18 protein-coding genes, 2 tRNA genes and 3 rRNA genes are annotated in these 24606 nt (G+C 48.2%); 3 read left to right on the forward strand and 20 right to left on the reverse strand.

All coding sequences use genetic code 11. The annotated features are described in order from the left end of the window. Positions 1 to 180 precede the first annotated feature (180 nt). Positions 181 to 1836 carry an MFS transporter gene (locus RF679_RS17700; RefSeq protein ID WP_309481950.1) on the forward strand — a complete coding sequence of 552 codons (1656 nt, stop codon included), beginning with the start codon at positions 181 to 183 and terminating at the stop codon, positions 1834 to 1836. A 241-nt stretch (positions 1837 to 2077) separates the two neighbouring features. Continuing rightward, positions 2078 to 2650, forward strand: coding sequence for a hypothetical protein (locus tag RF679_RS17705; protein WP_309481951.1), 573 nt, complete (start codon positions 2078 to 2080; stop codon positions 2648 to 2650). A gap of 6 nt (positions 2651 to 2656) precedes the next feature. Here the strand turns inward: RF679_RS17705 and RF679_RS17710 are convergent, their stop codons facing one another. The 11 genes from RF679_RS17710 to RF679_RS17760 form a co-directional block, all read right to left on the reverse strand. After that, the gene (locus RF679_RS17710) at positions 2657 to 3487 is read right to left on the reverse strand and encodes a branched-chain amino acid aminotransferase (protein ID WP_309481952.1); all 831 of its coding nucleotides are present in this window, start codon (positions 3485 to 3487) and stop codon (positions 2657 to 2659) included. A gap of 86 nt (positions 3488 to 3573) precedes the next feature. Further along, the gene (locus RF679_RS17715; RefSeq protein WP_309481953.1) at positions 3574 to 3918 is read right to left on the reverse strand and encodes an energy transducer TonB; all 345 of its coding nucleotides are present in this window, start codon (positions 3916 to 3918) and stop codon (positions 3574 to 3576) included. A gap of 84 nt (positions 3919 to 4002) precedes the next feature. Next, positions 4003 to 4353 carry an energy transducer TonB gene (locus RF679_RS17720; RefSeq protein ID WP_373921705.1) on the reverse strand — a complete coding sequence of 117 codons (351 nt, stop codon included), beginning with the start codon at positions 4351 to 4353 and terminating at the stop codon, positions 4003 to 4005. A 37-nt stretch (positions 4354 to 4390) separates the two neighbouring features. Then, positions 4391 to 6127, reverse strand: coding sequence for a methyl-accepting chemotaxis protein (locus RF679_RS17725; protein WP_309481954.1), 1737 nt, complete (start codon positions 6125 to 6127; stop codon positions 4391 to 4393). Positions 6128 to 6480: 353 nt separating this feature from the next. Then, entirely contained in the window at positions 6481 to 8241 is a 1761-nt protein-coding gene (gene ptsP, locus RF679_RS17730) for a phosphoenolpyruvate--protein phosphotransferase (protein ID WP_309481955.1), read from the reverse strand. Positions 8242 to 8374: 133 nt separating this feature from the next. Next, complete coding sequence (locus RF679_RS17735; protein ID WP_309481956.1) at positions 8375 to 8644, reverse strand: HPr family phosphocarrier protein; 270 nt, start codon at positions 8642 to 8644, stop codon at positions 8375 to 8377. Positions 8645 to 8749: 105 nt separating this feature from the next. Beyond that, positions 8750 to 9157 carry a PTS sugar transporter subunit IIA gene (locus tag RF679_RS17740; RefSeq protein WP_309481957.1) on the reverse strand — a complete coding sequence of 136 codons (408 nt, stop codon included), beginning with the start codon at positions 9155 to 9157 and terminating at the stop codon, positions 8750 to 8752. Positions 9158 to 9189: 32 nt separating this feature from the next. Then, positions 9190 to 10134, reverse strand: coding sequence for a glutathione synthase (gshB, locus tag RF679_RS17745; protein WP_309481958.1), 945 nt, complete (start codon positions 10132 to 10134; stop codon positions 9190 to 9192). Positions 10135 to 10144: 10 nt separating this feature from the next. Then, positions 10145 to 11443 (reverse strand): glutamate--cysteine ligase, encoded by a 1299-nt coding sequence (gene gshA, locus RF679_RS17750; protein ID WP_309481959.1) that lies wholly within the window; start codon positions 11441 to 11443, stop codon positions 10145 to 10147. A gap of 140 nt (positions 11444 to 11583) precedes the next feature. Then, entirely contained in the window at positions 11584 to 11886 is a 303-nt protein-coding gene (locus RF679_RS17755) for an antibiotic biosynthesis monooxygenase family protein (protein WP_309481960.1), read from the reverse strand. Between the two features lie 85 nt (positions 11887 to 11971). Continuing rightward, on the reverse strand, positions 11972 to 13009 hold the full coding sequence (locus RF679_RS17760) for an AI-2E family transporter (protein WP_309481961.1): 1038 nt from the start codon (positions 13007 to 13009) through the stop codon (positions 11972 to 11974). A gap of 339 nt (positions 13010 to 13348) precedes the next feature. Between RF679_RS17760 and RF679_RS17765 the strand changes: the two genes are divergently transcribed. Further along, on the forward strand, positions 13349 to 14818 hold the full coding sequence (locus RF679_RS17765) for a sensor domain-containing diguanylate cyclase (protein WP_309481962.1): 1470 nt from the start codon (positions 13349 to 13351) through the stop codon (positions 14816 to 14818). Positions 14819 to 14901: 83 nt separating this feature from the next. On the opposite strand, the gene RF679_RS17770 is transcribed toward RF679_RS17765, so the two are convergent. The 9 genes from RF679_RS17770 to RF679_RS17810 all read right to left on the reverse strand — a co-directional run bounded on the left by RF679_RS17770 (position 14902) and on the right by RF679_RS17810 (position 24226). After that, positions 14902 to 15729, reverse strand: a complete 828-nt coding sequence (locus tag RF679_RS17770) for a Rossmann-like and DUF2520 domain-containing protein (protein WP_309481963.1) — start codon at positions 15727 to 15729, stop codon at positions 14902 to 14904. Between the two features lie 124 nt (positions 15730 to 15853). Continuing rightward, positions 15854 to 16912, reverse strand: a complete 1059-nt coding sequence (locus tag RF679_RS17775) for a carbonic anhydrase (protein WP_309481964.1) — start codon at positions 16910 to 16912, stop codon at positions 15854 to 15856. A gap of 177 nt (positions 16913 to 17089) precedes the next feature. Beyond that, positions 17090 to 17296 carry a DUF1289 domain-containing protein gene (locus RF679_RS17780; RefSeq protein WP_309481965.1) on the reverse strand — a complete coding sequence of 69 codons (207 nt, stop codon included), beginning with the start codon at positions 17294 to 17296 and terminating at the stop codon, positions 17090 to 17092. Then, positions 17293 to 18507, reverse strand: coding sequence for a TIGR03862 family flavoprotein (locus tag RF679_RS17785; RefSeq protein WP_373921706.1), 1215 nt, complete (start codon positions 18505 to 18507; stop codon positions 17293 to 17295). The genes RF679_RS17780 and RF679_RS17785 overlap by 4 nt, the downstream gene beginning before the upstream one ends. 337 nt (positions 18508 to 18844) lie before the next feature. Then, positions 18845 to 18957, reverse strand: a 5S ribosomal RNA gene (gene rrf / locus RF679_RS17790). Positions 18958 to 19172: 215 nt separating this feature from the next. Then, positions 19173 to 22042, reverse strand: a 23S ribosomal RNA gene (locus RF679_RS17795). A gap of 362 nt (positions 22043 to 22404) precedes the next feature. Next, positions 22405 to 22481 (reverse strand) — tRNA-Ile (locus RF679_RS17800). A gap of 6 nt (positions 22482 to 22487) precedes the next feature. Continuing rightward, positions 22488 to 22563, reverse strand: a tRNA-Ala gene (locus RF679_RS17805). 126 nt (positions 22564 to 22689) lie between these two features. Then, positions 22690 to 24226: ribosomal RNA gene (locus RF679_RS17810) — 16S ribosomal RNA — on the reverse strand. Together the 16S, 23S and 5S rRNA genes with 2 tRNA genes alongside form the textbook arrangement of a ribosomal RNA operon. Positions 24227 to 24606: the final 380 nt, after the last annotated feature.

Below are 24606 nucleotides of genomic sequence, written 5' to 3' on the forward strand. Positions count from 1 at the left end.
TTCACTTATTTTTTTCTTTTCACAACGTTTCTGAACGAAGTGATGCAATTTTTCAATTCCTGACAAATTTCAATTGTCATTTGTGAGCAAAATTGATAGTTTATGAGGCGGGAGCGTAAATATATGAGGAATTCGTAGCACTAATTCGTATCAAAAACACAATCACAAAAAGGAGACTTTATGAGCACCGCAACAGTTGCATCTGAAGGAATGAGTCAGGAAGAGAAGAAGGTCATCTTCGCCTCTTCCTTAGGTACCGTTTTCGAATGGTACGACTTCTACCTGTACGGCACCTTAGCCACCATCATCGGTAAGAAATTTTTTACCGCCCTCGATCCAAATTCTCAAATGATTTTCTCCTTGCTGGCATTCGCCGCAGGTTTCATTGTGCGTCCATTTGGTGCTCTGGTCTTCGGTCGCTTAGGCGACATGATTGGTCGTAAATACACATTCTTAGTCACGATTGTGATCATGGGTGGCTCTACCGCGATCGTCGGTTGTTTACCTGGCTATGAGGTGATTGGTATTGCCGCACCCGTCCTTTTAATTGTCTTGCGTATGCTGCAAGGCTTGGCACTCGGTGGTGAATACGGTGGTGCTGCGACCTACGTTGCAGAGCATGCTCCACGTGGCAAACGCGGTTTGTTCACTTCTTGGATTCAAACCACCGCGACACTCGGTTTGTTCTTGTCCTTGTTAGTGATCCTTGGCTCTCGCACAGCCGTTGGTGAGGAAGCATTCGCTGATTGGGGCTGGCGTATCCCGTTCTTGGTCTCCATCATTTTGTTGGCGATCTCGGTCTGGATTCGTATGTCCATGAATGAGTCCCCAGCGTTCGCAAAAATGAAAGCTGAAGGCAAAGTTTCTAAAGCACCGTTGACCGAGTCTTTCGGTAAGTGGAGCAACTTGAAGATCGTTATCCTCGCCTTAGTGGGTCTGACAGCTGGTCAAGCCGTAGTTTGGTACACCGGTCAGTTCTACGCTTTGTTCTTCTTGACCAACACACTCAAAGTAGACAACGCAACAGCGAACTTGATGATCGCAGCATCCTTGATTATTGGCACACCATTCTTCGTCGTGTTCGGTGCCTTGTCTGACAAGATTGGCCGCAAACCGATCATCATGGCCGGCTGCTTAATCGCTGCATTGACCTACTTCCCACTCTTCAAGGCTCTCACGGAAGCTGCTAACCCAGCCTTGGCTGCAGCACAATCAGCCAACAAAATCGTCGTGACAGCGGATCCTGAAGAATGCTCTTTCCAATTCAACCCAACCGGTACTCGTAAGTTCATCACCTCTTGCGACATTGCGAAGCAAGTTCTCGCAGCGAACTCCGCAAGTTATGACATTGTCGAAGGCAAAGGACCAGCAACCATCGCGATTGGTAGCACCACAATTGAATCCTACTCCGCAGTCGGTCTAGCAAAAGCAGATGCGACAGCGAAGGACACAGCGTTCAAGAAAACAGTTGGCGATGCCTTGCGTGCAGCAGGTTACCCTGCCAAAGCAGACCCTGCGAAGATCAACAAACCATTGGTCATCGGTATTCTCTCCATCTTGGTTGTATTCGTCACGATGGTCTATGGTCCTATCGCTGCAATGCTAGTTGAAATGTTCCCAACACGTATTCGCTATACTTCCATGTCCTTGCCATACCATATTGGTAACGGCTGGTTCGGTGGCTTGTTGCCAGCAACAGGTGTCGCAATTGTGGCGCAAACCGGTAACATGTATAACGGATTGTGGTATCCAATTATTGTCGCGGCAGTGACTTTCGTGATCGGTATGTTGTTCGTGAAGGAAACGAAAGACATCGATATCTACGATGGTGATTAAGCTACAAATTCGGATCCCCGTACTCTAGAAAAGGCCCACTTCGGTGGGCCTTTTTGCTGTCATGCAAAAACAACACAACCACTCCAAGGGCATTTTCAACATGGTAAAAATTTAATAAATTAGTTAAAAGTTTGCGACATGACAAATACGTGCTTTTGAGATGCTCCAAAGTGTATTAAATCGCTTATCGTCATATCAAATCAAATGCAGACCAAGCGATCAACGCGAGTAAGAGGAAACCATGGAAAAAATTCTCGACGCTTTCTACGATAAGACCGACAAGGGTAGAGAGGAAATCGCTAGTCGCGCATATCATCTGTCTTCCAAACTACGTCCGCTACTCGTGATGATCGATGGAAAGCATAGCGGCGAGGAACTCATTCGTCGGTTGGCAACAATCGGCCTTAATGCCACTCACCTAGAGGAACTCTTAAGTGCGGGCTTCATCGAAAGAATCACCCAAGATGCCGCCATTACGCCTCAAGGAGCGGGCACAAAGCAGGTTGCACCAGTGGCCTCAGATATTGTGTCTAAAATCGATCAGTCCAACCACCCTGTGATTGAATCATCGAACAACACGGTCAACGTTGTGACACTCACGACGATCAGACAATTTTTTACGGATTCAATCAAAGCGAACCTGGGCTTGCGCGGCTTCACTCTGCAACTCAAAGTTGAACGGGCCGACTCCATCGATGACTTCAAACAACTCGGCGAAGATTTCATCGAGACGCTACATAATTCAAAAGGCCAACAGTTTGCACGCACAATAGAGGCGCGAATGTTGGCCCTTTTTAGTCAAATCAAGACCTAAGGCACACTAAGTATTTGCCATAAACTCCCAGTATAAGCGTCGAGCGGTCTGTACAATCGGTCCCACTGGCATCTCATGATCTTCGAAACGGGTGCATGGCATCACTTTGGCGAAATTACCGGTATTAAATATCTCTCGTGCTTCCAGCAATTCACTTGGTTTGACCGAGCGCTCATGCACCACATGACCGGCCTCAGACAAAAGTTTAATCACTCGTGCTCGAGTGATACCTGACAGAAAACAACCATTCGCGACTGGGGTCACAATGTGCCCATCTTTGTCGACAAAAAACAAATTTGCTGTCGCGAATTCAGCGACATTCCCAATCGGGTCACACACCACTGCGTTATCGAAACCGCGTTGTTTCGCCTCAACCAAAGCACGGGTCGTATTCGGATAGAGACAAGATGCCTTTGCGATGGTTGGAGCCATGTTCGGACTAGGTCTTTGCAGCGATGATAGGCAGGCGCTAAAGCCAGCGAAATGAGGCACGGGCGCATCAAACAGTGTCAGCGCAAAGCCGGATCGAGTGGGCACCAACAATCCGTCACGCCCAAAGATAAGCGGTCGAATATAGAGCTCTGCATCCGCAGGAAAACGTTTCACACCCTCGCGACACAGTGCCTCCATTTGCTCAGCATCATAGGGGCATTCTAGGCCTAAGGCTTGAGCGCTTCGAATTGAACGTTCGAGGTGCAATCGCAAATCTGGCAGACGACCGGCAACTGCTCGAGCGCCATCGAATACCGAGGAGCCCAACCATACGCTATGGTCCATCGCCCCCATCAGCGGAACATTCCCTTCGTGCCATTCTCCGTCAACAAATGTCAAATACATACTATCCTCAAGTTTCTCAATCGATCCAGAACATAAAAAAAAACCCGCCACAAAAAGTGACGGGCTATACCGCATTCTCGCAAACTTTATTCAAGCTTCCAAACGAAATCAACCTTCGCCCACAACTGGTCTGGCTTCCCGTCTTTCGTACCAGGCTTAAACTTACATAAACTCAAAGCAGACAGTGCTGCCTTATCCAAACTCTTTGAGCCGCTCGATTTCTCAATCTTAGATTCAACCACTTTGCCATCAACGCCAACCAAGAATCCCATCGAAACCGTGCCGGTCTCTTCGTTCATCAAAGCCGCTTTAGGATATTTCGGAGGATCGCATGATTTGCTATCGATCACTGGCGCAACCTCTGCAGCATGCACCGTACTCGACACAGCGATCAACAGACATGAAACGATTGCAGAAATTTTGGGATTCATAAAAAAACTCGCTTGTATATTTTATTAATCGAACACAACGGTGAACATCTCTGAATACATCATCACGAACTCAAACGGTGGGTCTTAGAACTTCCAAACGAAATCCATCTTCACCCACATTTGTTCCACTTTACCATCTTTTGAACCGGGTTTGAATTTACACAGGCTCAGTGCTTGTAGTGCTGCCTTATCTAAGCTTTTAGAGCCGCTGGTACTTTCGACTTTTGATTCGACCACCTTCCCATCTACACCAATCAAAAAACCCAACGTCACAGTACCCGTTTCTTCATTCATCAAGGATGCCTTTGGGTACTTCGGCTGCTCACAAGACTTGTTGTCAATCACGGGCGGATTCACGGCCGCCTGGCTGATTCCCGTTACACCCAAACCGATCAACATAATCACTGCCAACATCAATTTATTGATTCGCATCATCTCACCTCTTACTTGGACACAGATTCAAAGACTCGATTCAAAACTCTTCCCAATCATCGTCATTCGACTTAGTAGGAGCCGCCTTTTTCGGTGCTGGCTTCGCCGCTGGCAAAGATTTTACAGAGGCTTTTACCTGCGGCTTGACTGCTGCTGGTGCTGGCTTAGCTGCAGGAGCTTGACGTTGCGTGAACATGCTCTGCTCGCCGGCATTCAACTTAAAGATACTAACAACTTTGGCCAGCTCACCCGCTTGATCCTGCAAACTTTGTGCAGCGGCTGCAGCTTGCTCAACCAATGCCGCATTTTGTTGCGTCATGCCATCCATTTCGATGATCGCAAGATTCACAGCCTCGATACCATTGCTTTGTTCTTGGCTGGCAGCACTAATTTCGGCAATGATATCGGTCACATGACGAACGCTTGACACAACCTCATCAATGGTTGCGCCTGCTTGGCCAACCAATTTGCTACCGATTTCTACCTTCTCAACAGAGTCGCCGATCAGCGTTTTAATTTCTTTCGCGGCAGCCGCACTACGCTGCGCCAAACTACGAACTTCTGATGCCACGACAGCGAATCCACGTCCCTGTTCACCAGCTCGAGCAGCTTCAACCGCGGCATTCAAAGCAAGAATATTTGTTTGGAAAGCGATCCCATCAATCACGCTAATGATATCCACGATCTTCTTCGCAGACTCATTGATCGAGCTCATAGTATCAACCACTTCTGCCACGACTGCGCCGCCTTGACGAGCCACATCAGACGCAGAAGCTGCAAGCTTATTCGCTTCACGTGCGTTATCCGCGTTTTGTTTAACGGTCGTCGTCAATTCCTTCATCGAAGCCGTGGTTTTCTCAAGTGAACTCGCTTGCTGTTCAGTACGTGAGGAGAGATCCAAGTTACCAGAAGCGATTTCGCGCGAAGCCGTTGCGATGGTATCTGTTCCAACCCGAACTTGACCGACAATATTGACCAAGCTGTCTCGCATCGTCTTCATTTCAACAATCAAACTGTCAGTATCACCTGGCTCAGAATCAATCACCCCCGACAAATCGCCCGAAGCAATCTTGCTCGCAATTTCAGCAGCATAATCAGGTTCGCCACCCAACTGCTTCACCAAACTACGGGTAATAAAAATCGCCGCGATAACACCGAGTGCTAGCGCCACACCGCCTAACAACAACAACCAGTTTCGCGCACTACTAAACGATGAACGAGCCTCTTCAGCCACGGCAGCGGCCTGCTTATCGCCGACTTTTACCATCTCGTCCAACACCGCCAACCATGCGTCCTGCACTGGCCGAATCTTCTTGATTAAGGCGATTGTTGCCATCTCCGGGTTATTCGCCAACCCCAAATCCTTCGCCATATTTGGCAAAGGTTTAGCAGCTTCTTCTTTTTCTTTGAGGCGCTTCAGGAGTTCCTTTTCATCTTTGCTATAGTTAGGATCCGCCTCAAGTGACTTGACCAGTTTGGCTTCCAAATCTGAATAATCCTTACCCTGCTTCTCGATCTTTTGCAGGTCCTTGGCCATATCATCGATATCGGTCAACAAGGTCAAATTTCGCAGCGAGACTTGACGATCGTACACAATGGCACGCATATCAAGAATCATGCGACTTTGCTTATTGCTTACATTGACGATGTTTTCAAGACGGTCTTGAATTGAAGACATGCGGGAAATGCCGAGTGCCGTCACCGCAATCAACAATACCAACACGAGTGCGAAACCGAGCCCGAGGCGCTTACCCACTTTCATTGTAGTTAAGTTCATTTTATTTCAGCCAAGTTAGGTTTGAGTTTCCCAGTCATTACAGCCATTTTTACCTGCAAACTGAGCCGGCGCTACCTGAGAAAGGTCTGGATCGAAGAAAAACTCGACAGAAATTTCTCAGTCAAAAAAGCGGCAGAACTCCATAGAAAAAAGGTCTACCGCTTGATTAGAATATACTCCATTTTTGCCTATTGGCAAGTCACCAAGTGGCAAAAAACCACTGGCTTTCTTGGTTTAAGATCAAATATGCAGGGAAACCAACATTTCCTAGTGGCAATTTCGCAACGTGTAAAAATGCCTACTTTCGCCTTTATTAACATGTAAAACATGGCGAAGGTTTCGATTTGGAGAATCTATGAAAATTCTTGTGTGCGTATAACGCCAAGTAAGTCTTGGATTAACTTAGGTTCGTAGCTACGAAGTATCTTTTTGACATAGGGCTGCAAGCGTCCGATATCACTGCGCAGAATTTCTTGTTTGATTTCCGGCAGGATAGCTGCGGGCATCGATAACTCACGAAAACCCATTGAGATCAATAGGCGCGTCAACTTAATGTCCCCCGCCATACCGCCGCAAATGGCAACGGGAATGCCGGCCCGATCCGCTGCACTGACTGTCATATCAAGCAGTTGCAAAATTGCTGGATGGGTGTCGTTGTACAAATGCGCGACCTCATGGTCAGCGCGATCAATCGCTAGCGTGTACTGAATCAAGTCATTGGTACCGATCGATAAGAAATCGAGCTTCTTTACAAACATCGGCAAACTCAGTGCTGCAGCCGGCACTTCGATCATCGCACCAACTTTTACATTGACATCGAAATCAACGCCCTCTGAACGAAGCTCCTGCTTGGCTTGCTCAATCATCGCGAGAGACTGATCGATTTCGAAAGCGTGGGCTAACATCGGGATCAAAATATGAACATGTCCAAACGCTGAGGCCCGCAAGATCGCCCGCAATTGCGTCAGGAATATTTTTGGCTCTTTCAAACAGTAACGAATTGCTCGCAAACCAAGCGCTGGATTCAGAATATTATGCTCAGCACTATCCAGCGGTTTATCGGCGCCAACGTCGAGCGTCCGAATCGTGACAGCACGTCCCTTCATGGTCTGGACTGCAGTTTTATAAGCTTGAAACTGTTCCTCTTCAGTGGGCAATACAGCTTCGGCTCCAGTGCGTCCCATGAACAAAAATTCAGAGCGGAACAAACCCACACCCGACGCGCCAACTTCCATCGCTGCATGAGCATCTTCCGGCAATTCAATATTGGCCAATAATTGGATCTCAACACCATCGAGCGTGATCGCGGGTGTTTTCTTTAGTTTTGATAACTTTTTGCGCTCTTTCAAGATCTGCGCTTGTCGATCTCGATATTGCGAAATCAAGAGCGGTGATGGAGCAACGATCACAACGCCAGCGTCGCTGTCGATAATCAACCAATCATCGTGTTCGATAAGTTGTGATGCATTGCCAAGTCCCACGACGGCGGGTATACCTAAACTACGTGAGACGATAGCGGTATGCGAATTGGTACCACCTTCATCAGTCACAAAACCGGTGAAGGCCACATCACGAAATTGCATCATGTCAGCAGGCGAAATATCACGCGCTACGACAATCATGTTTGCGTTTTGTTCATCAACACCTAAAGCGCGCGGCAGCTGTTGCGCTGTCCCCGTCAGGATCTTTAAAACACGCTCGGCAACTTGTTGAATATCCGCCTTGCGCTCGCGCAGATATTCATCTTCGATCTCATCGAATTGCGCTGAAAGCACATCGACTTGGGTTACCAAGGCCCACTCGGCGTTGTAATGGCGGGTGCGAATAATATCGAGCGGTGCCTCCGACAACATCGGGTCCGACAAGATTAAGGCATGTACATCGAGAAAAGCACCAAGCTCGGTCGGCGCATCAGTTGGCAAATCTGACCAGAGTGATTGTAAGTCACGTTGAACCTGCTCAATCGCTTGCTGCAAGCGTAGTACTTCAGCTTCAACTTGTTCTTGAGCGATAAGATAGTGTTGCACATCCATCGCCGCTGGACGTAAAAGATGAGCTCGTCCAATCGTGATACCGCGTGAAACTGGAATGCCTTGCAAAGTAAACGACGCCACCTGTTATCTCCACATTCTTTTTTTGTTTTTACAGCATGTAGTGTCAGACGATTTCTGTAAGCTGCCTTTTTTGACAGCGTTTTGAGAGGAGCGCTTGCGTCAAGGAAGATTTCACTCAGCGCTCTCAATCATGTTACTCACCTTCGCCAAACTTATCATTGATGAGCGCCGCAATCGCATCAAAACAAGCCTGTTCATCTTCGCCATTTGTTTCCAGCAAAATCTTGCTACCTTTGCCAGCGGCAAGCATCATCACACCCATGATGGACTTACCGTTTACACGACGATTATTGCGCGTCAGCCAGACTTCACTTTTGAATTTACCACCGAGCTGCGTCAACTTCGCCGAGGCACGGGCATGCAGTCCCAACTTATTGATAATCTCGATCTCTTGCTGAATCATCGTTTTCTATCCTGTCGTTTACTTCAAACTATTAACCCAATCTTCGGAATTCTTTACTAGTTTCTTGTTGGCGCAACGATATCGTTCAAAAACGACCAAGCACAGTTATGTCGCGCCGATGCGAATGCGATTGTCGACTCTTGTGGCGCCATTTTGGCCTCCCGCAAGGGCCATTTCGACCACCACATCCAAGGTGTCATGTCGATAGGTAATCGCACGTAACAGCATCGGCAGACTAATCCCGGCAACCACTGCAACCTCGGTTGGGTCCGCCAACTTCATGCAACAATTCGCTGGAGTACCACCGGTAATATCCGTCAATACCAACACTCCGGAGCCATCATTGAGACGATTGATCGCTTCACGTGCTAGCTGATTCACTTCGTCCAAATTTTGATCAGCGATGACATCAATCGCCTCGATACGCTCAGGTCTTCCGCGAAAAACATGGGAGGCGGCCTGTATAAAAGCCGACCCAAGTGGTGCATGCGTCAGTAAAAGCAAACCAACCATGAATAACCTAACTTTCCCTACCTCGGCAGAATTTACGCGCTGACGGCGTGTTCAAGCGCATCGATAAACATCGCTGCGACATCAAAACCTTTTTGTTGCATGATCTCTTGAAAACAAGTCGGGCTCGTCACATTGACTTCCGTCAGACAGTCTCCAATAACGTCTAATCCTACCAGCAACAAGCCGCGTTGGTATAGAGTCGGAGCCAAACTTTCAGCAATTTCACGATCTCTCGCACTGAGCTCTTGAGCGACACCAACCCCACCCGCGGCTAAATTACCACGCACTTCGCCATTCTGTGGAATGCGCGCCAATGCAAATGGAACGACTTTCCCGCCGATCAGCAGAATGCGTTTATCGCCATGAACAATCGCAGGAATGTATTTTTGTACCATGATGGTGTGGGCACCATTTGAGGTCAAGGTTTCAATGACAGAGCCCAAATTCATGCCGTCGGCACCGATGCGGAAAATGCCCGCACCGCCCATCCCATCAAGCGGCTTCAAAATAATATCTTGATGCTCGGCGAAAAATTCACGAATACGTTTAGCGTCCCGCGTCACCAAAGTCGGCGTCGTGAACTGAGTGAATTGCGCAATACTGAGTTTTTCATTGTGATCGCGAATCGCCGATGGTTTATTGAATACTTTTACTCCCGCTTTCTCGGCAAGATCGAGCAAGTAGGTGGCATAAATGTATTCCATATCAAACGGTGGATCTTTGCGCTGCAAAACCGCATCGAACTCTTGCAAGGCTAGATCGATTTTCTCGCCTTCTTCGTACCAAACATCGCTATTGCCAGTCAAGTTAATTGAACACGCACGCGCCTTCACCACACCATTCACCAAGGCCATATCTTGCGGTTCGAAGGCAAATAACTGGTGACCACGGCGCGCTGCCTCGCGCATCATGACAAAAGTCGAATCCTTATAGATTTTAAAAGTTGATAAGGGATCAGTGATGAAAGCGATTTTCATAGTTTGCTTTTTAATAGATTTCTGGATGTGGATCAGTTTTCTCTAACTCCAGTGAGGCCGCCAATAATGCCAAACGCGCCACGACACCGTACATATAGAAACGATTCGGAGCAGCTGTGCCGGGCTTGGCACGCATATCCGGAACCGCATGTTGTTGAGCGAAGGCCAAGGGCACAAACTCCATCCCTGGCGCATTGAGATTCTCATCAACACCACGATCTTGATGAACACGGTAAAAACCACCAACCACGTAGCGGTCGATCATGTAGACCACCGGTTCAGCCACAGTCTCATCGATCTGCTCAAAGGTGTACACACCTTCTTGCACGATAAACTCACGCACTGCACGTCCATCTTTGACCACTGTCATCTTCGATTTCTGCTTAGCGTTGAGTTCGAGTACCTCACGCGAATCACGCACCGTCATAATACCCATGCCGCAAGTGCCAGCATTCGCTTTGACAATCACGAAAGGCTTTTCTTTGATGCCGTATTCTTTGTATTTTTTCTTGATCTTAGAAAGGATGGTATCAACCGTCGACATCAAGGCTTCGAGACCCGTGCCTTCATCAAAATTAACATCCGTCACTTTGGCATAAAACGGATTGATCATCCACGGATCAATCTCCACCATTTTGGCGAACTTCTTGACCACTTCATCATAACTAGCAAAGTGATTCGTCTTGCGTCGCATCGCCCAACCTGCGTGCAGTGGCGGCAGCAAAGTCTGTTCGTGAATATTTTCGAGAATGGTCGGAATCTTTTCGGACAAATCATTATTCAACAAAATCGTACAGGGATCGAAATTCTTCAATCCTAGACGGCGACCGTTAGCAGATCTTTGTAAAGGTTCGATGGTCAATTCACTTCCATCAGGCAGCGCGATATTACGTGCCTCCTTCATGTTTTCATCAAGACTTCCGAGACGGACATTCAATCCCGTTTGGCGATAGATTTGCATTTGTCGCGCAATGTTTTGCCAATACGCAGTACCGCAAGGACGCTCCTCAGGAATCACCAATAAATTGCGTGCATCAGGACAGTATTTTTCAATGGCCGCCATCGAAGCTTGTACTGCTAAGGGCAAGACCTCGGACGAAAGATGATTAAAACCGCCTGGGAATAAATTGGTATCGACGGGTGCCAACTTGAAGCCCGAGTTGCGCATGTCAACCGAACAATAAAATGGCGGAGTATGCTCCTGCCATTCGAGACGGAACCAACGCTCAATCGCGGGTGTCGCTTCCAAAATTTTCTTTTCAAACTCAAGCAAAGGACCGTTGAGCGCAGTCGCAAGATGCGGAACCATAATGAACTTAATCCACTTTCAATAATTTTTACTACGACGCGCAAACCGCGTCACAAACTCTACTTCTAAGGCACACAAACCCAGGGCAAATAGCGAAAAACTTCCTCATTGTAAGTGTTTTCCGTCGTTGACGTTTTTCGTCAGACTGACTTGCCCAATAAATCAAAGTGCTCAACCACTGGTGGCACCGCGAAATACGGGCCGACAATCGCGCGCCATGCAGTAAAAGCCTCCGATTGACGGAAGTCTATCGTGTGGTTTTCCAAGGTATCCCAAAAGATCATCAGCACGTAACGCTCTGGTGATTCAATCCCCTTGTTGACCTTAAAGCCACGATATCCCTTCGCATGGGCGATCACTTCATTCAGGCCTTTCAAGATTGCTTGATCAAACTCCGCTTGTTTGCCCGCCTGGATACGGATATCTGCTAATTCCAAAATCATGATGTTGTCCTTCTCATTGATGAATAATGCATACTTCGAAATCACACGGTTCTGTCACCCGCACGTTGAGTCCGCTACTGAGACTCTAGACCAGTTGGCGGTCACTCAATTCTTTTTTCAAATATGAATAAAAAACCGGCGCGGCGACGACACCTGGCAATCCGAACAAGGTCTCCATCACCAAGATCGCGGCCAACAATTCCCACGCTCGCGCATTGACCTGTGAGCCGATAATACGCGCATTGAGAAAATACTCGAGCTTATGAATCACGATCATAAAGCTCAGCGACACAACCGCCATTTGTAAAGAGTGAGAAAGACTGACGATGACAATCACCGTATTCGAAATAATATTGCCAATAACAGGAATCAAACCGGCAATAAAAGTAATCGCGATCATACTCTTCACTAATGGCAGATGAACCCCTGCCATCGGTAAAACCACTGCCAAAAATATCGCGGTAAAAATCGTATTGATGAATGAAATTCTCACCTGTGCGAACACAACACGGTGAAAAATCTCCGCCAAATTTTCTAATCGCTGAGACAGAGCGAGGGCGAATGGTCGCTTCGAATGCTCAGGGTTGGCGTCCTGCAAGGCAACCATACTCGCGATGATCATCCCGAGCAGAACATGGACAATGATATGGCCCGCCTCTTGCCCCAATACTTTCGCTTCACCAGCATGCTCACGAAGCGTATCAATCAGAATCCGTTTTAGTCCATCGACGTCTTCTGGAATTGCGCTGCTAATCCACATCGGTAACTGTTGGCGGGATGCTTCAACCATATCCGCCAGTTTCTGCATCAGTGTCTGCAAATTACCAGCGTCGCTACGGAAGAAAGCAATCAAGCCCCAAATGCCGACGCTAAGACTGACTATGACAAGACTTGATAAAAAACCCACGGCAATCAAACGTGCATACCGATTGCTGACCCGCCTCTGAATTGTCGGCACCAGTAATCGCACCAGAGAATACAACACCAGCCCAGAAAATAAGGCGACCAACAAACCCATCTTCAGTACCAAGAACAATGCGATGGCTGCTAAGAAGTAGGATGCCCACTCGGACTTACTTACATGCGCCTGAACCAGTTTACTGGTCGATTGATGCTTACTCATAAGCCCCTTTCATGAGCTAAAAATAATCGGCGAGTCGAACCGAGGGAGTTCTGCTTTGGTTCGAGGTGAGACAGCGAATATGTGGGCAACTCTGGATTTTGCCAGTGCAGATCATAACAGCGGCGAAAAATGAGGCACAAATTCCATTAAAAAAGACACAATAGCCCTTCTTCGGTTCGAAAAAATGTTGTTTTATAGTATGATCCTAAGACCTGCGAACGTAGCTTCTCACCAGAGCAAAGTCTGCCCGCAGTCGAAAAAATGGGCAGGCATCACGCTTCATATTTTCTACGAAATACCTACAACCTCTATTAATTCGCCTCGTACGCCTTTGGATCTATGAGAAAGTCATACAAGCAATACTATCTATTGGTTTGGATTTCTTTAATTCTGATCCTCGGTTTTGTTGCGGTCTTGGCGACCAGCTACTATGTCTCCAGAGAGACTCTTCAACGAGGTCTGTCTGAGAATGCATTACCGATCACTGGCGACAATATTTACTCCGAGATTCAAAAAGATATTTTGCGCCCCGTATTCGTGTCGGCGCAGATGGCCAATGATACATTTGTGCGTGACTGGGTCATCGATGGTGAGCAAGACATCGGCCAGATCTCTAAGTACCTCAAAGAAGTCAAACTAAAGAACAACGCTATCTCAAGTTTCTTCGTCAGCGATATCACCAAGAATTACTATTATCCAGACGGACTTTTAAAAGTCATCAAAGACAATGAGCCACGCGACCAATGGTTCTTCCGCGTTCGCAATCTCAAAGCGCAGTACGAGACCAATGTCGACCCCGACATGGCAAATCGCGACAATATGACCATCTTTACCAATTATCGTGTGGTCAACTATGAGGGCAAGTTCATTGGTGCGGTTGGGATAGGCTTGACCTTAGATACCATGAAGCATCTGATTGATAGCTACCAAACCCGCTTCAATCGCAGTATCTACTTCGTCGATAAAAAAGGGAATGTGGTGTTGAGTGGCAGTGCTTTCACGCATAAAAAGGCGAACATCGACAGCATCCCTGGCGTAAAAACACTGGCCAAACAAATTTTGGCCAGCAGCAAGAATGACTCCTTGCATCTTGAATACAGCACCGACACAGAAAATTATTACCTGAACTCACGCTACATTCCAGAACTTGGTTGGCATCTATTGGTGGAACAAAGTTTTGATGGTGAACTCAAGCCTTTGCACCGATTGCTGATGATGAATGCTGCGATTGGCTTAGGGATTACTTTGACTGTCATGCTCATCGTTTTGCTATCGATTCGTCGATACCAGAATCGAATTGAAAAATCGGCTGCCACGGATCCACTGACAAAACTGCTTAATCGACAGGCATTCGATTTCGTGTTTCAACAAGCAATACTCGATAGTGAACGTTCACGCCAACCTCTATGCGTAGCACTTCTGGACATTGATCACTTTAAAAAAATCAATGACAAGCACGGGCACTTAATCGGTGATCATGTATTGAAAGAGATTGCCGCAATTGCCAAGCGCTCTCTGAGGGAGAGTGATGTGATATGCCGTTGGGGCGGAGAAGAGTTCTTGCTACTTCTCAAGAACTGCTCTCTTGAGAAGGCAACTTCGATCGCTGAGAATCTGCGTGCGACCATCGCAGCGAATGATTTCTCACGCACCACGGACTTGGCTAAGGGACGATTGTCCCTCACGGTTAGCATGGGTGTAGCGGAATACAAGTCCAACGAATCCGAAGACAGCATGTTCGAACGTGCTGACGTCGCACTCTACCAAGCCAAAGAAGCAGGTCGCAACAGCGTCTATTTCTCGGAATAGTGAGTAACACATCGAAGTCGTGCGGAGGCGCTTTCTACAGAACCGGCCACGACTCCTTTGCTGCCTTGAGTGAAAGTTCTGGACTATTCTGCGCCACTGCGCTTGGCGATCTCAGTCGTGAGCGGCACGAAGCTTTTGTACAGTTCTGCGATGCTTCGATCCAAGGATAATAAATCGTTTTCTTGTCGCTGCACAGTTTCAAAATCACCGCGCTTAATAGGCCCCGTCAACGCTGCAGTGGTGCCAAGGCGAAAACAATTTTCTAAGGTCTTACTTGCTAATGGCTGTGCTAGCCGAGCTGCCAAATCTAGGTCGAGCCCCGCTGCCACATAACACTGCTGAGCGACATCGATTAATGTGACCAAATAATTGCTGGCAAAGACAGACGCCGCATGGTAACGAAGCTTATGTTCAGGCGATAATTCAAACACCCGCGCGCCTATCGCACCGAAAGCTGCGCTGAGGGTTTGAAGAGCAAGTTGGTCACCTTCGATACCGCACATGGTTCCATGAAAGTCCGACACGACTAACGCAGGATCCGCGAAACTTCGTACTGGATGAACCGAGGCGACGTGAGCACCGCACTCACGTAATGGCGCCAAGATGCTGGACGACTTCGATCCACTACAATGAAATACTATGCAGTCCGTCTCAACCAATGCATATTGGCGCAAGCGCGAGACTTGATGTTCTATTTCGTCATCAGGCACTGCCAACATGAAGACATCGGCCGCACTCAACTGCTCGATGGAGATCACTGGTTCGCCAGCACCAATAAAGGCACTCGACGACACAGCACTCTCGAGGCTTCTCGACATCACAGAAGTAATTTGGAAAACCTCAAGTTGATGAAACAGTTTTCCTAAACTGCGACCAACGCGGCCAGGACCAATGATAGAAAGGGTTCGCATACGCAAATCGTGACTCAAAACCGTATTCTAGACCGAGCCTAGGGACTATGTGACGCTTAATCCCACAACCTACTTGTAATTGTCTTCTACTGACTCAGTGATACGACAGTTCAATGATTTGTGCTTAGCGCGATTCCTTGATAATACGACCAGCGGACTTTTGAATTGGGCGTGCATTCATCGGATAGAGGCGACTGAAAATGCCGATTTGGTCGGCCGACACTTCCACCGTTTGTTTTAAGACTAACCAAAGCACACCTTCGCTGCACGGTGGTGTGGTGAGTGAGCCCATATAGGTGTAATAGTCACGCTTCGCCGGTAATAATTTGCTGACGTCGATATTACTCAAAGCCTTCACAGGGTCATTCTTTTCTAGAGGGAGATTATTCCATACCAATTGTATGACTTCTTGGTTTTGTCCAGCCTCGAGCAATACCGCCACCACCGCTAGTTTACCTTCACGGTCTTTATGGACTAAGTGCGCGACCATCTCAAATCCACGCCCATTAATCCGCTCCTCGGAGGGACGATGAAAATGAAACTGCAACAACTCATAAGTTTTGCCAGAGACACTGATGTAATTGCCAGCGCCAAGATTGACTTGTATCGTATGTCCATTGTCGACGACGCTAAACGACACTGGTTTGTAATCGAAATTAATAGTATCTAAATCGACTTTGATACCGTCACGTATATCGATTGGAGACTGACGCTCACCAAGATCACACTTAGCGTTTGCCGAATTCATCTTGCCCCACTGCATTGGGCCTGTTTCGCCCTCATAGCTCCAATGCGCAGCCTCATGGCCGGCCTCATTCTTCTTCGCTTTCGCTGTTCGCTCGGCAGTCCTAGGTGCTAAGGAATAGGGCCGCACGAGAGGTGGAGCACCCACCACACGTGGCCGAGTCTCTTTCTCTTTTCGAATGACCGCGAGCTTTTCAGCGATCTTCGCCGCCAGCTCATCCGCCGCTGCCGCTTCTTTCAAACGTGCGGCTTCCTCCGCTTTGGCATCTTTACTGGATTTAGCAGACTTACTCTCTTTGCTTTCTTTACCCTCTTTAGTTTCTTTGCTCGACTTGGACTCTTCCTTCGCCGACGCAGAAGCTTCTTCCTTGCTTGAAGCAGAGGCAGGCTTAATCGGTTTAGTAGGGGGATCATTGGCCCAAGCATTCGTTAACGTCATACTGGGCAACGTAAGCAAAAGAGCAAGAAATAGAGAAGACGCGCGCATAGTGGAAGCCTCATCGTGGGATAGCTTCTTTACGGCAATAATTGCAAAAAACTTGACCCCTAGTTTTATGCGGACTTTTCCAATCCTAACAAATGAATAAACTGACTATGCCTGCTCTAACGGTAGACCTTAGTTTTCGACAAGAGCCTTATTTGCAGATTCCAAGCGTGCCCAAACGCGCAGTTTGTACTCATCAGTCGCTCGACTCCATGCGGCGATCTCATCTAAAGTTCTACCGCAACCTAGGCAAAGTGAAGTTGCGGGCGAAATCTTACAGACCTTGGTGCACGGTGATAAAACTGCGCCGGTATCCTTGCAGCGATTTTGTAGCATCATACATCTTGTCCTTCGTTCATCATTCCTGCAAACGAGTTCTGCAGGAAAGCGCACCCCGCTTCACCCGCAAGGTAACCAGTCGCCAAGCAGGCGCTCAACAAATAGCCTCCAGTTGGGGCCTCCCAGTCCAACATTTCACCAGCACAATAGACCGAAGGGAAATGTTTCATCATTAAATCTGAATCGAGCTCCGAAAAGCACAAGCCACCTGCACTACTAATCGCCTCGTCAATCGGTCGTGCTCGGTCAAGGATGAGTGGCAAACGTTTGATCGTGCTTGCAAGCACCTCCACATCTTGCATTTGATCTTTCTCGAGAGCTTCATACAACAAGCCAATATGCACTGGATGTAAGCTTAATTTCGAACGAAGAAAGGATGACCAAGATCTTGCGCCGCGGCCACTATTCAGTTCAGAGAGAATTCTTTCTTCACTACGATCAGGCGTCAAATCTAGTTCGATCGTGGCTTTTCCATCGCGTTCGATCAAATCGCGAATGTCCGCGGAGAAGGCATAGATCAAACTGCCTTCGACACCATGTTCGCTCACGACAAACTGTCCGATCCGATACTCATCATGTTCTTTGACAGTCCGAATCTGAAGGCCGACTTTAGTTAAAGGACTACCGCTAAACTTGCTTGAAAAATGCTCGCTCCACTTACACTCAAAACCGCAATTGCTTGGTTTAAACGGGTGTAATGTGATTTGGCTACGATCAAAATAGTCAAACCAACGCCCATCCGATCCTAAACGAGCCCAACTAGCGCCTCCCAATGCAAGCACAGCAATCGCGGCCTCTTTTTCTATTTCGCCATCGGCCGTCTGAAAACGATAAGTGCGATATTGCGAGAATCCTAGCCAGCGATGGCGCATAAAGAATCGCACACCAGATTGGCGCAAGCGATGTAACCAAGCACGTAAGAGTGGTGCCGCTTTCATATCGGTAGGGAATACACGTCCTGAACTGCCGACGAAGGTTTCAACACCTAACCCCTGAGCCCAATCGCGAATGGCGGCTGGTGGAAATAGCTTAAGTGCTCTCTCTAACGAGGGGGAGGCATGGCCGAATCGCCCAAGAAAGGACTCAAGATTTTCAGCATGAGTCAAATTCATTCCACTCTTACCTGCTAGAAGAAATTTCCTTCCTGCAGAGGGCATGGCATCGAATACTTCAACATCAAATCCGCCCAGCGCGAGGCGCTCTGCTGCCATAAGTCCAGCAGGTCCTGCTCCTATTACGATGGCAAGTGGTTTATTGGGCATAAATTTGGAAGTGGATGATGGTACAAGCTAGGTTTGCAAAAATGTGCTCGAAGTCAACGCGTTCGCCATTATAGCTGAGCGTCATTGAGGACTCATTGGTCGCGAGCGTGCGATGCTGCACTGAGCGAAGTGCTCATTCCTGATGCTTTTCTAAAACGATTCACTACAAACTCGCGATTAGCCAAATTACGCTCACGCTAAACTCACACAAGAGGCTCAATAAGATCAGCGCCCCCAAAGCAAAAAGCCTCAAGTTCGAAGGAACTTGAGGCTTTTCAGGATAAGAGCCTGACGATGACCTACTTTCACACTGGTTGCAGCACTATCATCGGCGCAAAGTCGTTTCACGGTCCTGTTCGGGATGGGAAGGTGTGGGACCAACTTGCTATAGTCATCAGGCATAACTTGTTGATTTGCTGTGGTTCACGTTGACTTGTGAATCGCAACAAATCCAATTGGGAAGAAGTAGCGTTGGATAGTTCCAACGTTGTAAGTCGTGTTCTTGTTGGGCTTTCCAGCCCAACCTACACTTCATAATCGGTTGTGATTGACCAAACTATTTGGCAAACACTTTGTAATACTTGTCGTAGTTATCTATAACTGACCAAAGTTATAGGGACAAGCCGTACGGGCAATTAGTACTGGTTAGCTTAATGCATTACTGCACTTCCACACCCAGCCTATCAACGTCCTGGTCTCGAACGACCCTTCAAGGAGCTTAAAGCTCCGGGATATCTCATCTTAAGGCGAGTTTCCCGCTTAGATGCTTTCAGCGGTTATCTCTTCCGAACATAGCTACCCGGCAATGCCATTGGCATGACAACCGGTACACCAGAGGTTCGTCCACTCCGGTCCTCTCGTACTAGGAGCAGCCCCCTTCAAATATCCAACGCCCACGGCAGATAGGGACCAAACTGTCTCACGACGTTTTAAACCCAGCTCACGTACCACTTTAAATGGCGAACAGCCATACCCTTGGGACCGGCTACAGCCCCAGGATGTGATGAGCCGACATCGAGGTGCCAAACTCCCCCGTCGATATGAACTCTTGGGAGGAATCAGCCTGTTATCCCCAGAGTACCTTTTATCCGTTGAGCGATGGCCCTTCCATACAGAACCACCGGATCACTATGTCCTACTTTCGTACCTGCTCGACTTGTCAGTCTCGCAGTTAAGCACGCTTATGCCATTGCACTATTAGCACGATGTCCGACCGTACCTAGCGTACCTTCGAACTCCTCCGTTACACTTTGGGAGGAGACCGCCCCAGTCAAACTGCCTACCATGCACTGTCCCCGACCCGGATAACGGGACAAGGTTAGAACCTCAAACAAACCAGGGTGGTATTTCAAGGATGGCTCCACGAGAACTGGCGTCCCCGCTTCAAAGCCTCCCACCTATCCTACACAGATTGGTTCAAAGTCCAATGCAAAGCTACAGTAAAGGTTCATGGGGTCTTTCCGTCTAGCCGCGGGTAGATTGCATCATCACAAACACTTCAACTTCGCTGAGTCTCGGGAGGAGACAGTGTGGCCATCATTACGCCATTCGTGCAGGTCGGAACTTACCCGACAAGGAATTTCGCTACCTTAGGACCGTTATAGTTACGGCCGCCGTTTACTGGGACTTCAATCAAGAGCTTGCACCCCATCATTTAATCTTCCAGCACCGGGCAGGCGTCACACCCTATACGTCCACTTTCGTGTTTGCAGAGTGCTGTGTTTTTATTAAACAGTTGCAGCCACCAGTTTATTGCAACCCTTTCACCCTTCCAGCGCAGGCTGGTCAAGCTACAAGGGCGTACCTTATCCCGAAGTTACGGTACCAATTTGCCGAGTTCCTTCTCCCGAGTTCTCTCAAGCGCCTTAGAATACTCATCTCGCCCACCTGTGTCGGTTTGCGGTACGGTCTCGTATGACTGAAGCTTAGAGGCTTTTCTTGGAACCACTTCCGATTGCTTCGACACCTAAGTGTCTCGTCTCAACCCCTTGAATTATGTGCCCGGATTTGCCTAAGCACCTTCTACAAGTCAAGAACAGGCTCTTCCAACCGCCTGACAACCTTCCGCGATCCGTCCCCCCATCGCATCATACGACGGTGCAGGAATATTAACCTGCTTCCCATCAGCTACGCATCTCTGCCTCGCCTTAGGGGCCGACTCACCCTGCTCCGATGAACGTTGAACAGGAAACCTTGGGCTTACGGCGAGGAGGCTTTTCACCTCCTTTATCGCTACTCATGTCAGCATTCGCACTTCTGATACCTCCAGCATCCGTTACCAGACACCTTCGCAGGCTTACAGAACGCTCTCCTACCATATCCTTACGGATATCCGCAGCTTCGGTGTACAGCTTAGCCCCGTTACATCTTCCGCGCAGGACGACTCGATCAGTGAGCTATTACGCTTTCTTTAAAGGGTGGCTGCTTCTAAGCCAACCTCCTGACTGTTTTAGCCTTCCCACTTCGTTTTCCACTTAGCTGTACTTTGGGACCTTAGCTGGCGGTCTGGGTTGTTTCCCTCTTGACACCGGACGTTAGCACCCGATGTCTGTCTCCCAAGCTCGCACTCAACGGTATTCGGAGTTTGCAATGGTTTGGTAAGTCGCGATGACCCCCTAGCCATAACAGTGCTCTACCCCCGTTGGTGATACTTGAGGCACTACCTAAATAGTTTTCGGAGAGAACCAGCTATTTCCAGATTTGTTTAGCCTTTCACCCCTACCCACAGCTCATCCCCTAATTTTTCAACATTAGTGGGTTCGGTCCTCCAGTGCGTGTTACCGCACCTTCAACCTGGCCATGGGTAGATCATCTGGTTTCGGGTCTACACCCAGCGACTGTCGCCCTATTCGGACTCGATTTCTCTGCGCCTTCCCTATGCGGTTAAGCTCGCCACTGAATGTAAGTCGCTGACCCATTATACAAAAGGTACGCCGTCACCCCTTTCGAGGCTCCGACTGTTTGTATGCACACGGTTTCAGGTTCTATTTCACTCCCCTCCCGGGGTTCTTTTCGCCTTTCCCTCACGGTACTGGTTCACTATCGGTCGATATCGAGTATTTAGCCTTGGAGGATGGTCCCCCCATATTCAGACAGGATTTCACGTGTCCCGCCCTACTTCTTGCAAACCTAGTACCACTACGATCATTTCCTATACGGGACTATCACCCTCTATGGTCAGCGTTTCCAAGCTGTTCTAGTATGAAAGTAGTTATCATTTGCGGCTCTTCCCATTTCGCTCGCCACTACTTTGGGAATCTCGGTTGATTTCTTTTCCTGTAGCTACTTAGATGTTTCAGTTCGCCACGTTCGCTTCGTTATCCTATGTATTCAGATAACGATGACCTTACGGCCGGGTTTCCCCATTCGGAAATCTGCGGATCACGGTGTGTTTGCTCACTCCCCGCAGCTTATCGCAAGCTACTACGTCCTTCATCGCCTGATATCGCCAAGGCATCCACCATGTGCACTTAGTCACTTGTCCCTATAACTTTGATCTCTATTCCTAGAGCCGTTATAGTTCTTTACTACTATATGAGTATTACTTTAGCGTTGCCGTAGCTCAAGTGAGTTTTATTCTTCGCCAATTGCTTGACGACGACTTGGATCACTTTTACTACTTTGTTTGTTCGATACAATCACAACCCTTCCATAAATTTGTTCACGATGTCTCATGAACTCCTCTACGAAATAAATTTTGATTATTTCTTACTTTACTTCTTCTCAATTGTTAAAGAACGGTACTACTTTATTACTTTGCTTTCGCTTTGAAAGAACAAATCTCAATAGCGCTCGCGCTACTCACATTTGTTATTTCGATCTTACGATCTCGGCATTTCTGCGATTTGGTAGGGCTGGTTGGGCTCGAACCAACGACCCCCGCGTTATCAACACGGTGCTCTAACCAGCTGAGCTACAGCCCCAGTCATTGGTGGAGGTTACCGGGCTCGAACCGATCACCCCCTGCTTGCAAAGCAGGTGCTCTACCAGATGAGCTAAACCCCCATTCGTATTACTACTTAACCGGGCAAATCTCGAACCATTCACTGATCTCATCTCAGCAAACAGTACTGCGTTCTTTTACATTAACAGTCAATAAGTGTGGACACTTAACATTCAAGCGCACTCTAGAAAGGAGGTGATCCAGCCGCACCTTCCGATACGGCTACCTTGTTACGACTTCACCCCAGTCACGAACCCCGCCGTGGTAAGCGCCCTCCTTACGGTTAAGCTACCTACTTCTGGCGAAACCCGCTCCCATGGTGTGACGGGCGGTGTGTACAAGACCCGGGAACGTATTCACCGCGACATGCTGATCCGCGATTACTAGCGATTCCAACTTCATGTAGTCGAGTTGCAGACTACAATCCGGACTACGATACACTTTCTGGGATTAGCTCCACCTCGCGGTTTGGCAGCCCTCTGTATGTACCATTGTATGACGTGTGAAGCCCTACCCATAAGGGCCATGAGGACTTGACGTCATCCCCACCTTCCTCCGGTTTGTCACCGGCAGTCTCATTAGAGTGCTCAACTTAATGTAGCAACTAATGACAAGGGTTGCGCTCGTTGCGGGACTTAACCCAACATCTCACGACACGAGCTGACGACAGCCATGCAGCACCTGTGTGCAGGTTCTCTTGCGAGCACTCCCAAATCTCTTCAGGATTCCTGCCATGTCAAGGGTAGGTAAGGTTTTTCGCGTTGCATCGAATTAATCCACATCATCCACCGCTTGTGCGGGTCCCCGTCAATTCCTTTGAGTTTTAATCTTGCGACCGTACTCCCCAGGCGGTCTACTTCACGCGTTAGCTGCGTTACCAAGACAATTAAGTCCCGACAACTAGTAGACATCGTTTAGGGCGTGGACTACCAGGGTATCTAATCCTGTTTGCTCCCCACGCTTTCGTGCATGAGCGTCAGTGTTATCCCAGGGGGCTGCCTTCGCCATCGGTATTCCTCCACATCTCTACGCATTTCACTGCTACACGTGGAATTCTACCCCCCTCTGACACACTCTAGCCTTACAGTCACAAAGGCAGTTCCCAGGTTGAGCCCGGGGATTTCACCTCTGTCTTATAAAACCGCCTGCGCACGCTTTACGCCCAGTAATTCCGATTAACGCTTGCACCCTACGTATTACCGCGGCTGCTGGCACGTAGTTAGCCGGTGCTTATTCTTCAGGTACCGTCATTAGCAAATCATATTAGGATTCACCGTTTCTTCCCTGACAAAAGAGCTTTACAACCCGAAGGCCTTCTTCACTCACGCGGCATTGCTGGATCAGGGTTGCCCCCATTGTCCAAAATTCCCCACTGCTGCCTCCCGTAGGAGTCTGGACCGTGTCTCAGTTCCAGTGTGGCTGGTCGTCCTCTCAGACCAGCTACTGATCGTCGCCTTGGTGAGCTCTTACCTCACCAACTAGCTAATCAGATATCGGCCACTCTTATAGCACGAGGTCCTAAGATCCCCCGCTTTCCTCCTCAGAGCGTATGCGGTATTAGCTATCCTTTCGGATAGTTATCCCCCACTACAAGGTATGTTCCGATATATTACTCACCCGTTCGCCACTCGCCACCAGGTGCAAGCACCCGTGCTGCCGTTCGACTTGCATGTGTAAGGCATGCCGCCAGCGTTCAATCTGAGCCAGGATCAAACTCTTCAGTTCAATCTCTGTTTTTAGCATTTCTGCTTCCGTCGTTAGACGGTGTCGCTCACTCAAAATACTGACAGTTCGATTTCTATTTCTAGAAACCGTCTTGCTTTGTTATTTCTTGTGAACATTTGATATATTTTAAGTTTCCTAACCGCCTAAGCAGTTAGTCGCTATCACTATCAAGTGCCCACATTTATTGACTGTTAATTGTTAAAGATCTGGCCTGCTACGCTCACTACTCGGTCTTTCAACTTCAGTTTTTGCGTTTTGCTTCGAATCGTTTTGTTCGTCAGCAGCAGAGAAACGAGATTATGCAGCCTTTCTAACTTCTCGTCAAGCACCCTGTTCGAATTATTTCAGGAAGGTTACCGCTCGATTTACAAAAAGCCCAA

Origin of the sequence: Undibacterium cyanobacteriorum (genome assembly GCF_031326225.1) — a bacterium.
Lineage (GTDB): Bacteria > Pseudomonadota > Gammaproteobacteria > Burkholderiales > Burkholderiaceae_D > Undibacterium > Undibacterium cyanobacteriorum.

Bases quoted from the DNA above. Each gene is read 5' to 3' on its own strand.
- RF679_RS17700 (WP_309481950.1), top strand. From the start codon at position 181: ATGAGCACCGCAACAGTTGCATCTGAAGGAATGAGTCAGGAAGAGAAG.
- RF679_RS17705 (WP_309481951.1), top strand. From the start codon at position 2,078: ATGGAAAAAATTCTCGACGCTTTCTACGATAAGACCGACAAGGGTAGA.
- RF679_RS17710 (WP_309481952.1), bottom strand. From the start codon at position 3,487: ATGTATTTGACATTTGTTGACGGAGAATGGCACGAAGGGAATGTTCCG.
- RF679_RS17715 (WP_309481953.1), bottom strand. From the start codon at position 3,918: ATGAATCCCAAAATTTCTGCAATCGTTTCATGTCTGTTGATCGCTGTG.
- RF679_RS17720 (WP_373921705.1), bottom strand. From the start codon at position 4,353: ATGATGCGAATCAATAAATTGATGTTGGCAGTGATTATGTTGATCGGT.
- RF679_RS17725 (WP_309481954.1), bottom strand. From the start codon at position 6,127: ATGAACTTAACTACAATGAAAGTGGGTAAGCGCCTCGGGCTCGGTTTC.
- RF679_RS17735 (WP_309481956.1), bottom strand. From the start codon at position 8,644: ATGATTCAGCAAGAGATCGAGATTATCAATAAGTTGGGACTGCATGCC.
- RF679_RS17740 (WP_309481957.1), bottom strand. From the start codon at position 9,157: ATGGTTGGTTTGCTTTTACTGACGCATGCACCACTTGGGTCGGCTTTT.
- gshB (WP_309481958.1), bottom strand. From the start codon at position 10,134: ATGAAAATCGCTTTCATCACTGATCCCTTATCAACTTTTAAAATCTAT.
- gshA (WP_309481959.1), bottom strand. From the start codon at position 11,443: ATGGTTCCGCATCTTGCGACTGCGCTCAACGGTCCTTTGCTTGAGTTT.
- RF679_RS17755 (WP_309481960.1), bottom strand. From the start codon at position 11,886: ATGATTTTGGAATTAGCAGATATCCGTATCCAGGCGGGCAAACAAGCG.
- RF679_RS17760 (WP_309481961.1), bottom strand. From the start codon at position 13,009: ATGAGTAAGCATCAATCGACCAGTAAACTGGTTCAGGCGCATGTAAGT.
- RF679_RS17765 (WP_309481962.1), top strand. From the start codon at position 13,349: ATGAGAAAGTCATACAAGCAATACTATCTATTGGTTTGGATTTCTTTA.
- RF679_RS17770 (WP_309481963.1), bottom strand. From the start codon at position 15,729: ATGCGAACCCTTTCTATCATTGGTCCTGGCCGCGTTGGTCGCAGTTTA.
- RF679_RS17775 (WP_309481964.1), bottom strand. From the start codon at position 16,912: ATGACGTTAACGAATGCTTGGGCCAATGATCCCCCTACTAAACCGATT.
- RF679_RS17780 (WP_309481965.1), bottom strand. From the start codon at position 17,296: ATGATGCTACAAAATCGCTGCAAGGATACCGGCGCAGTTTTATCACCG.
- RF679_RS17785 (WP_373921706.1), bottom strand. From the start codon at position 18,507: ATGGCAGCAGAGCGCCTCGCGCTGGGCGGATTTGATGTTGAAGTATTC.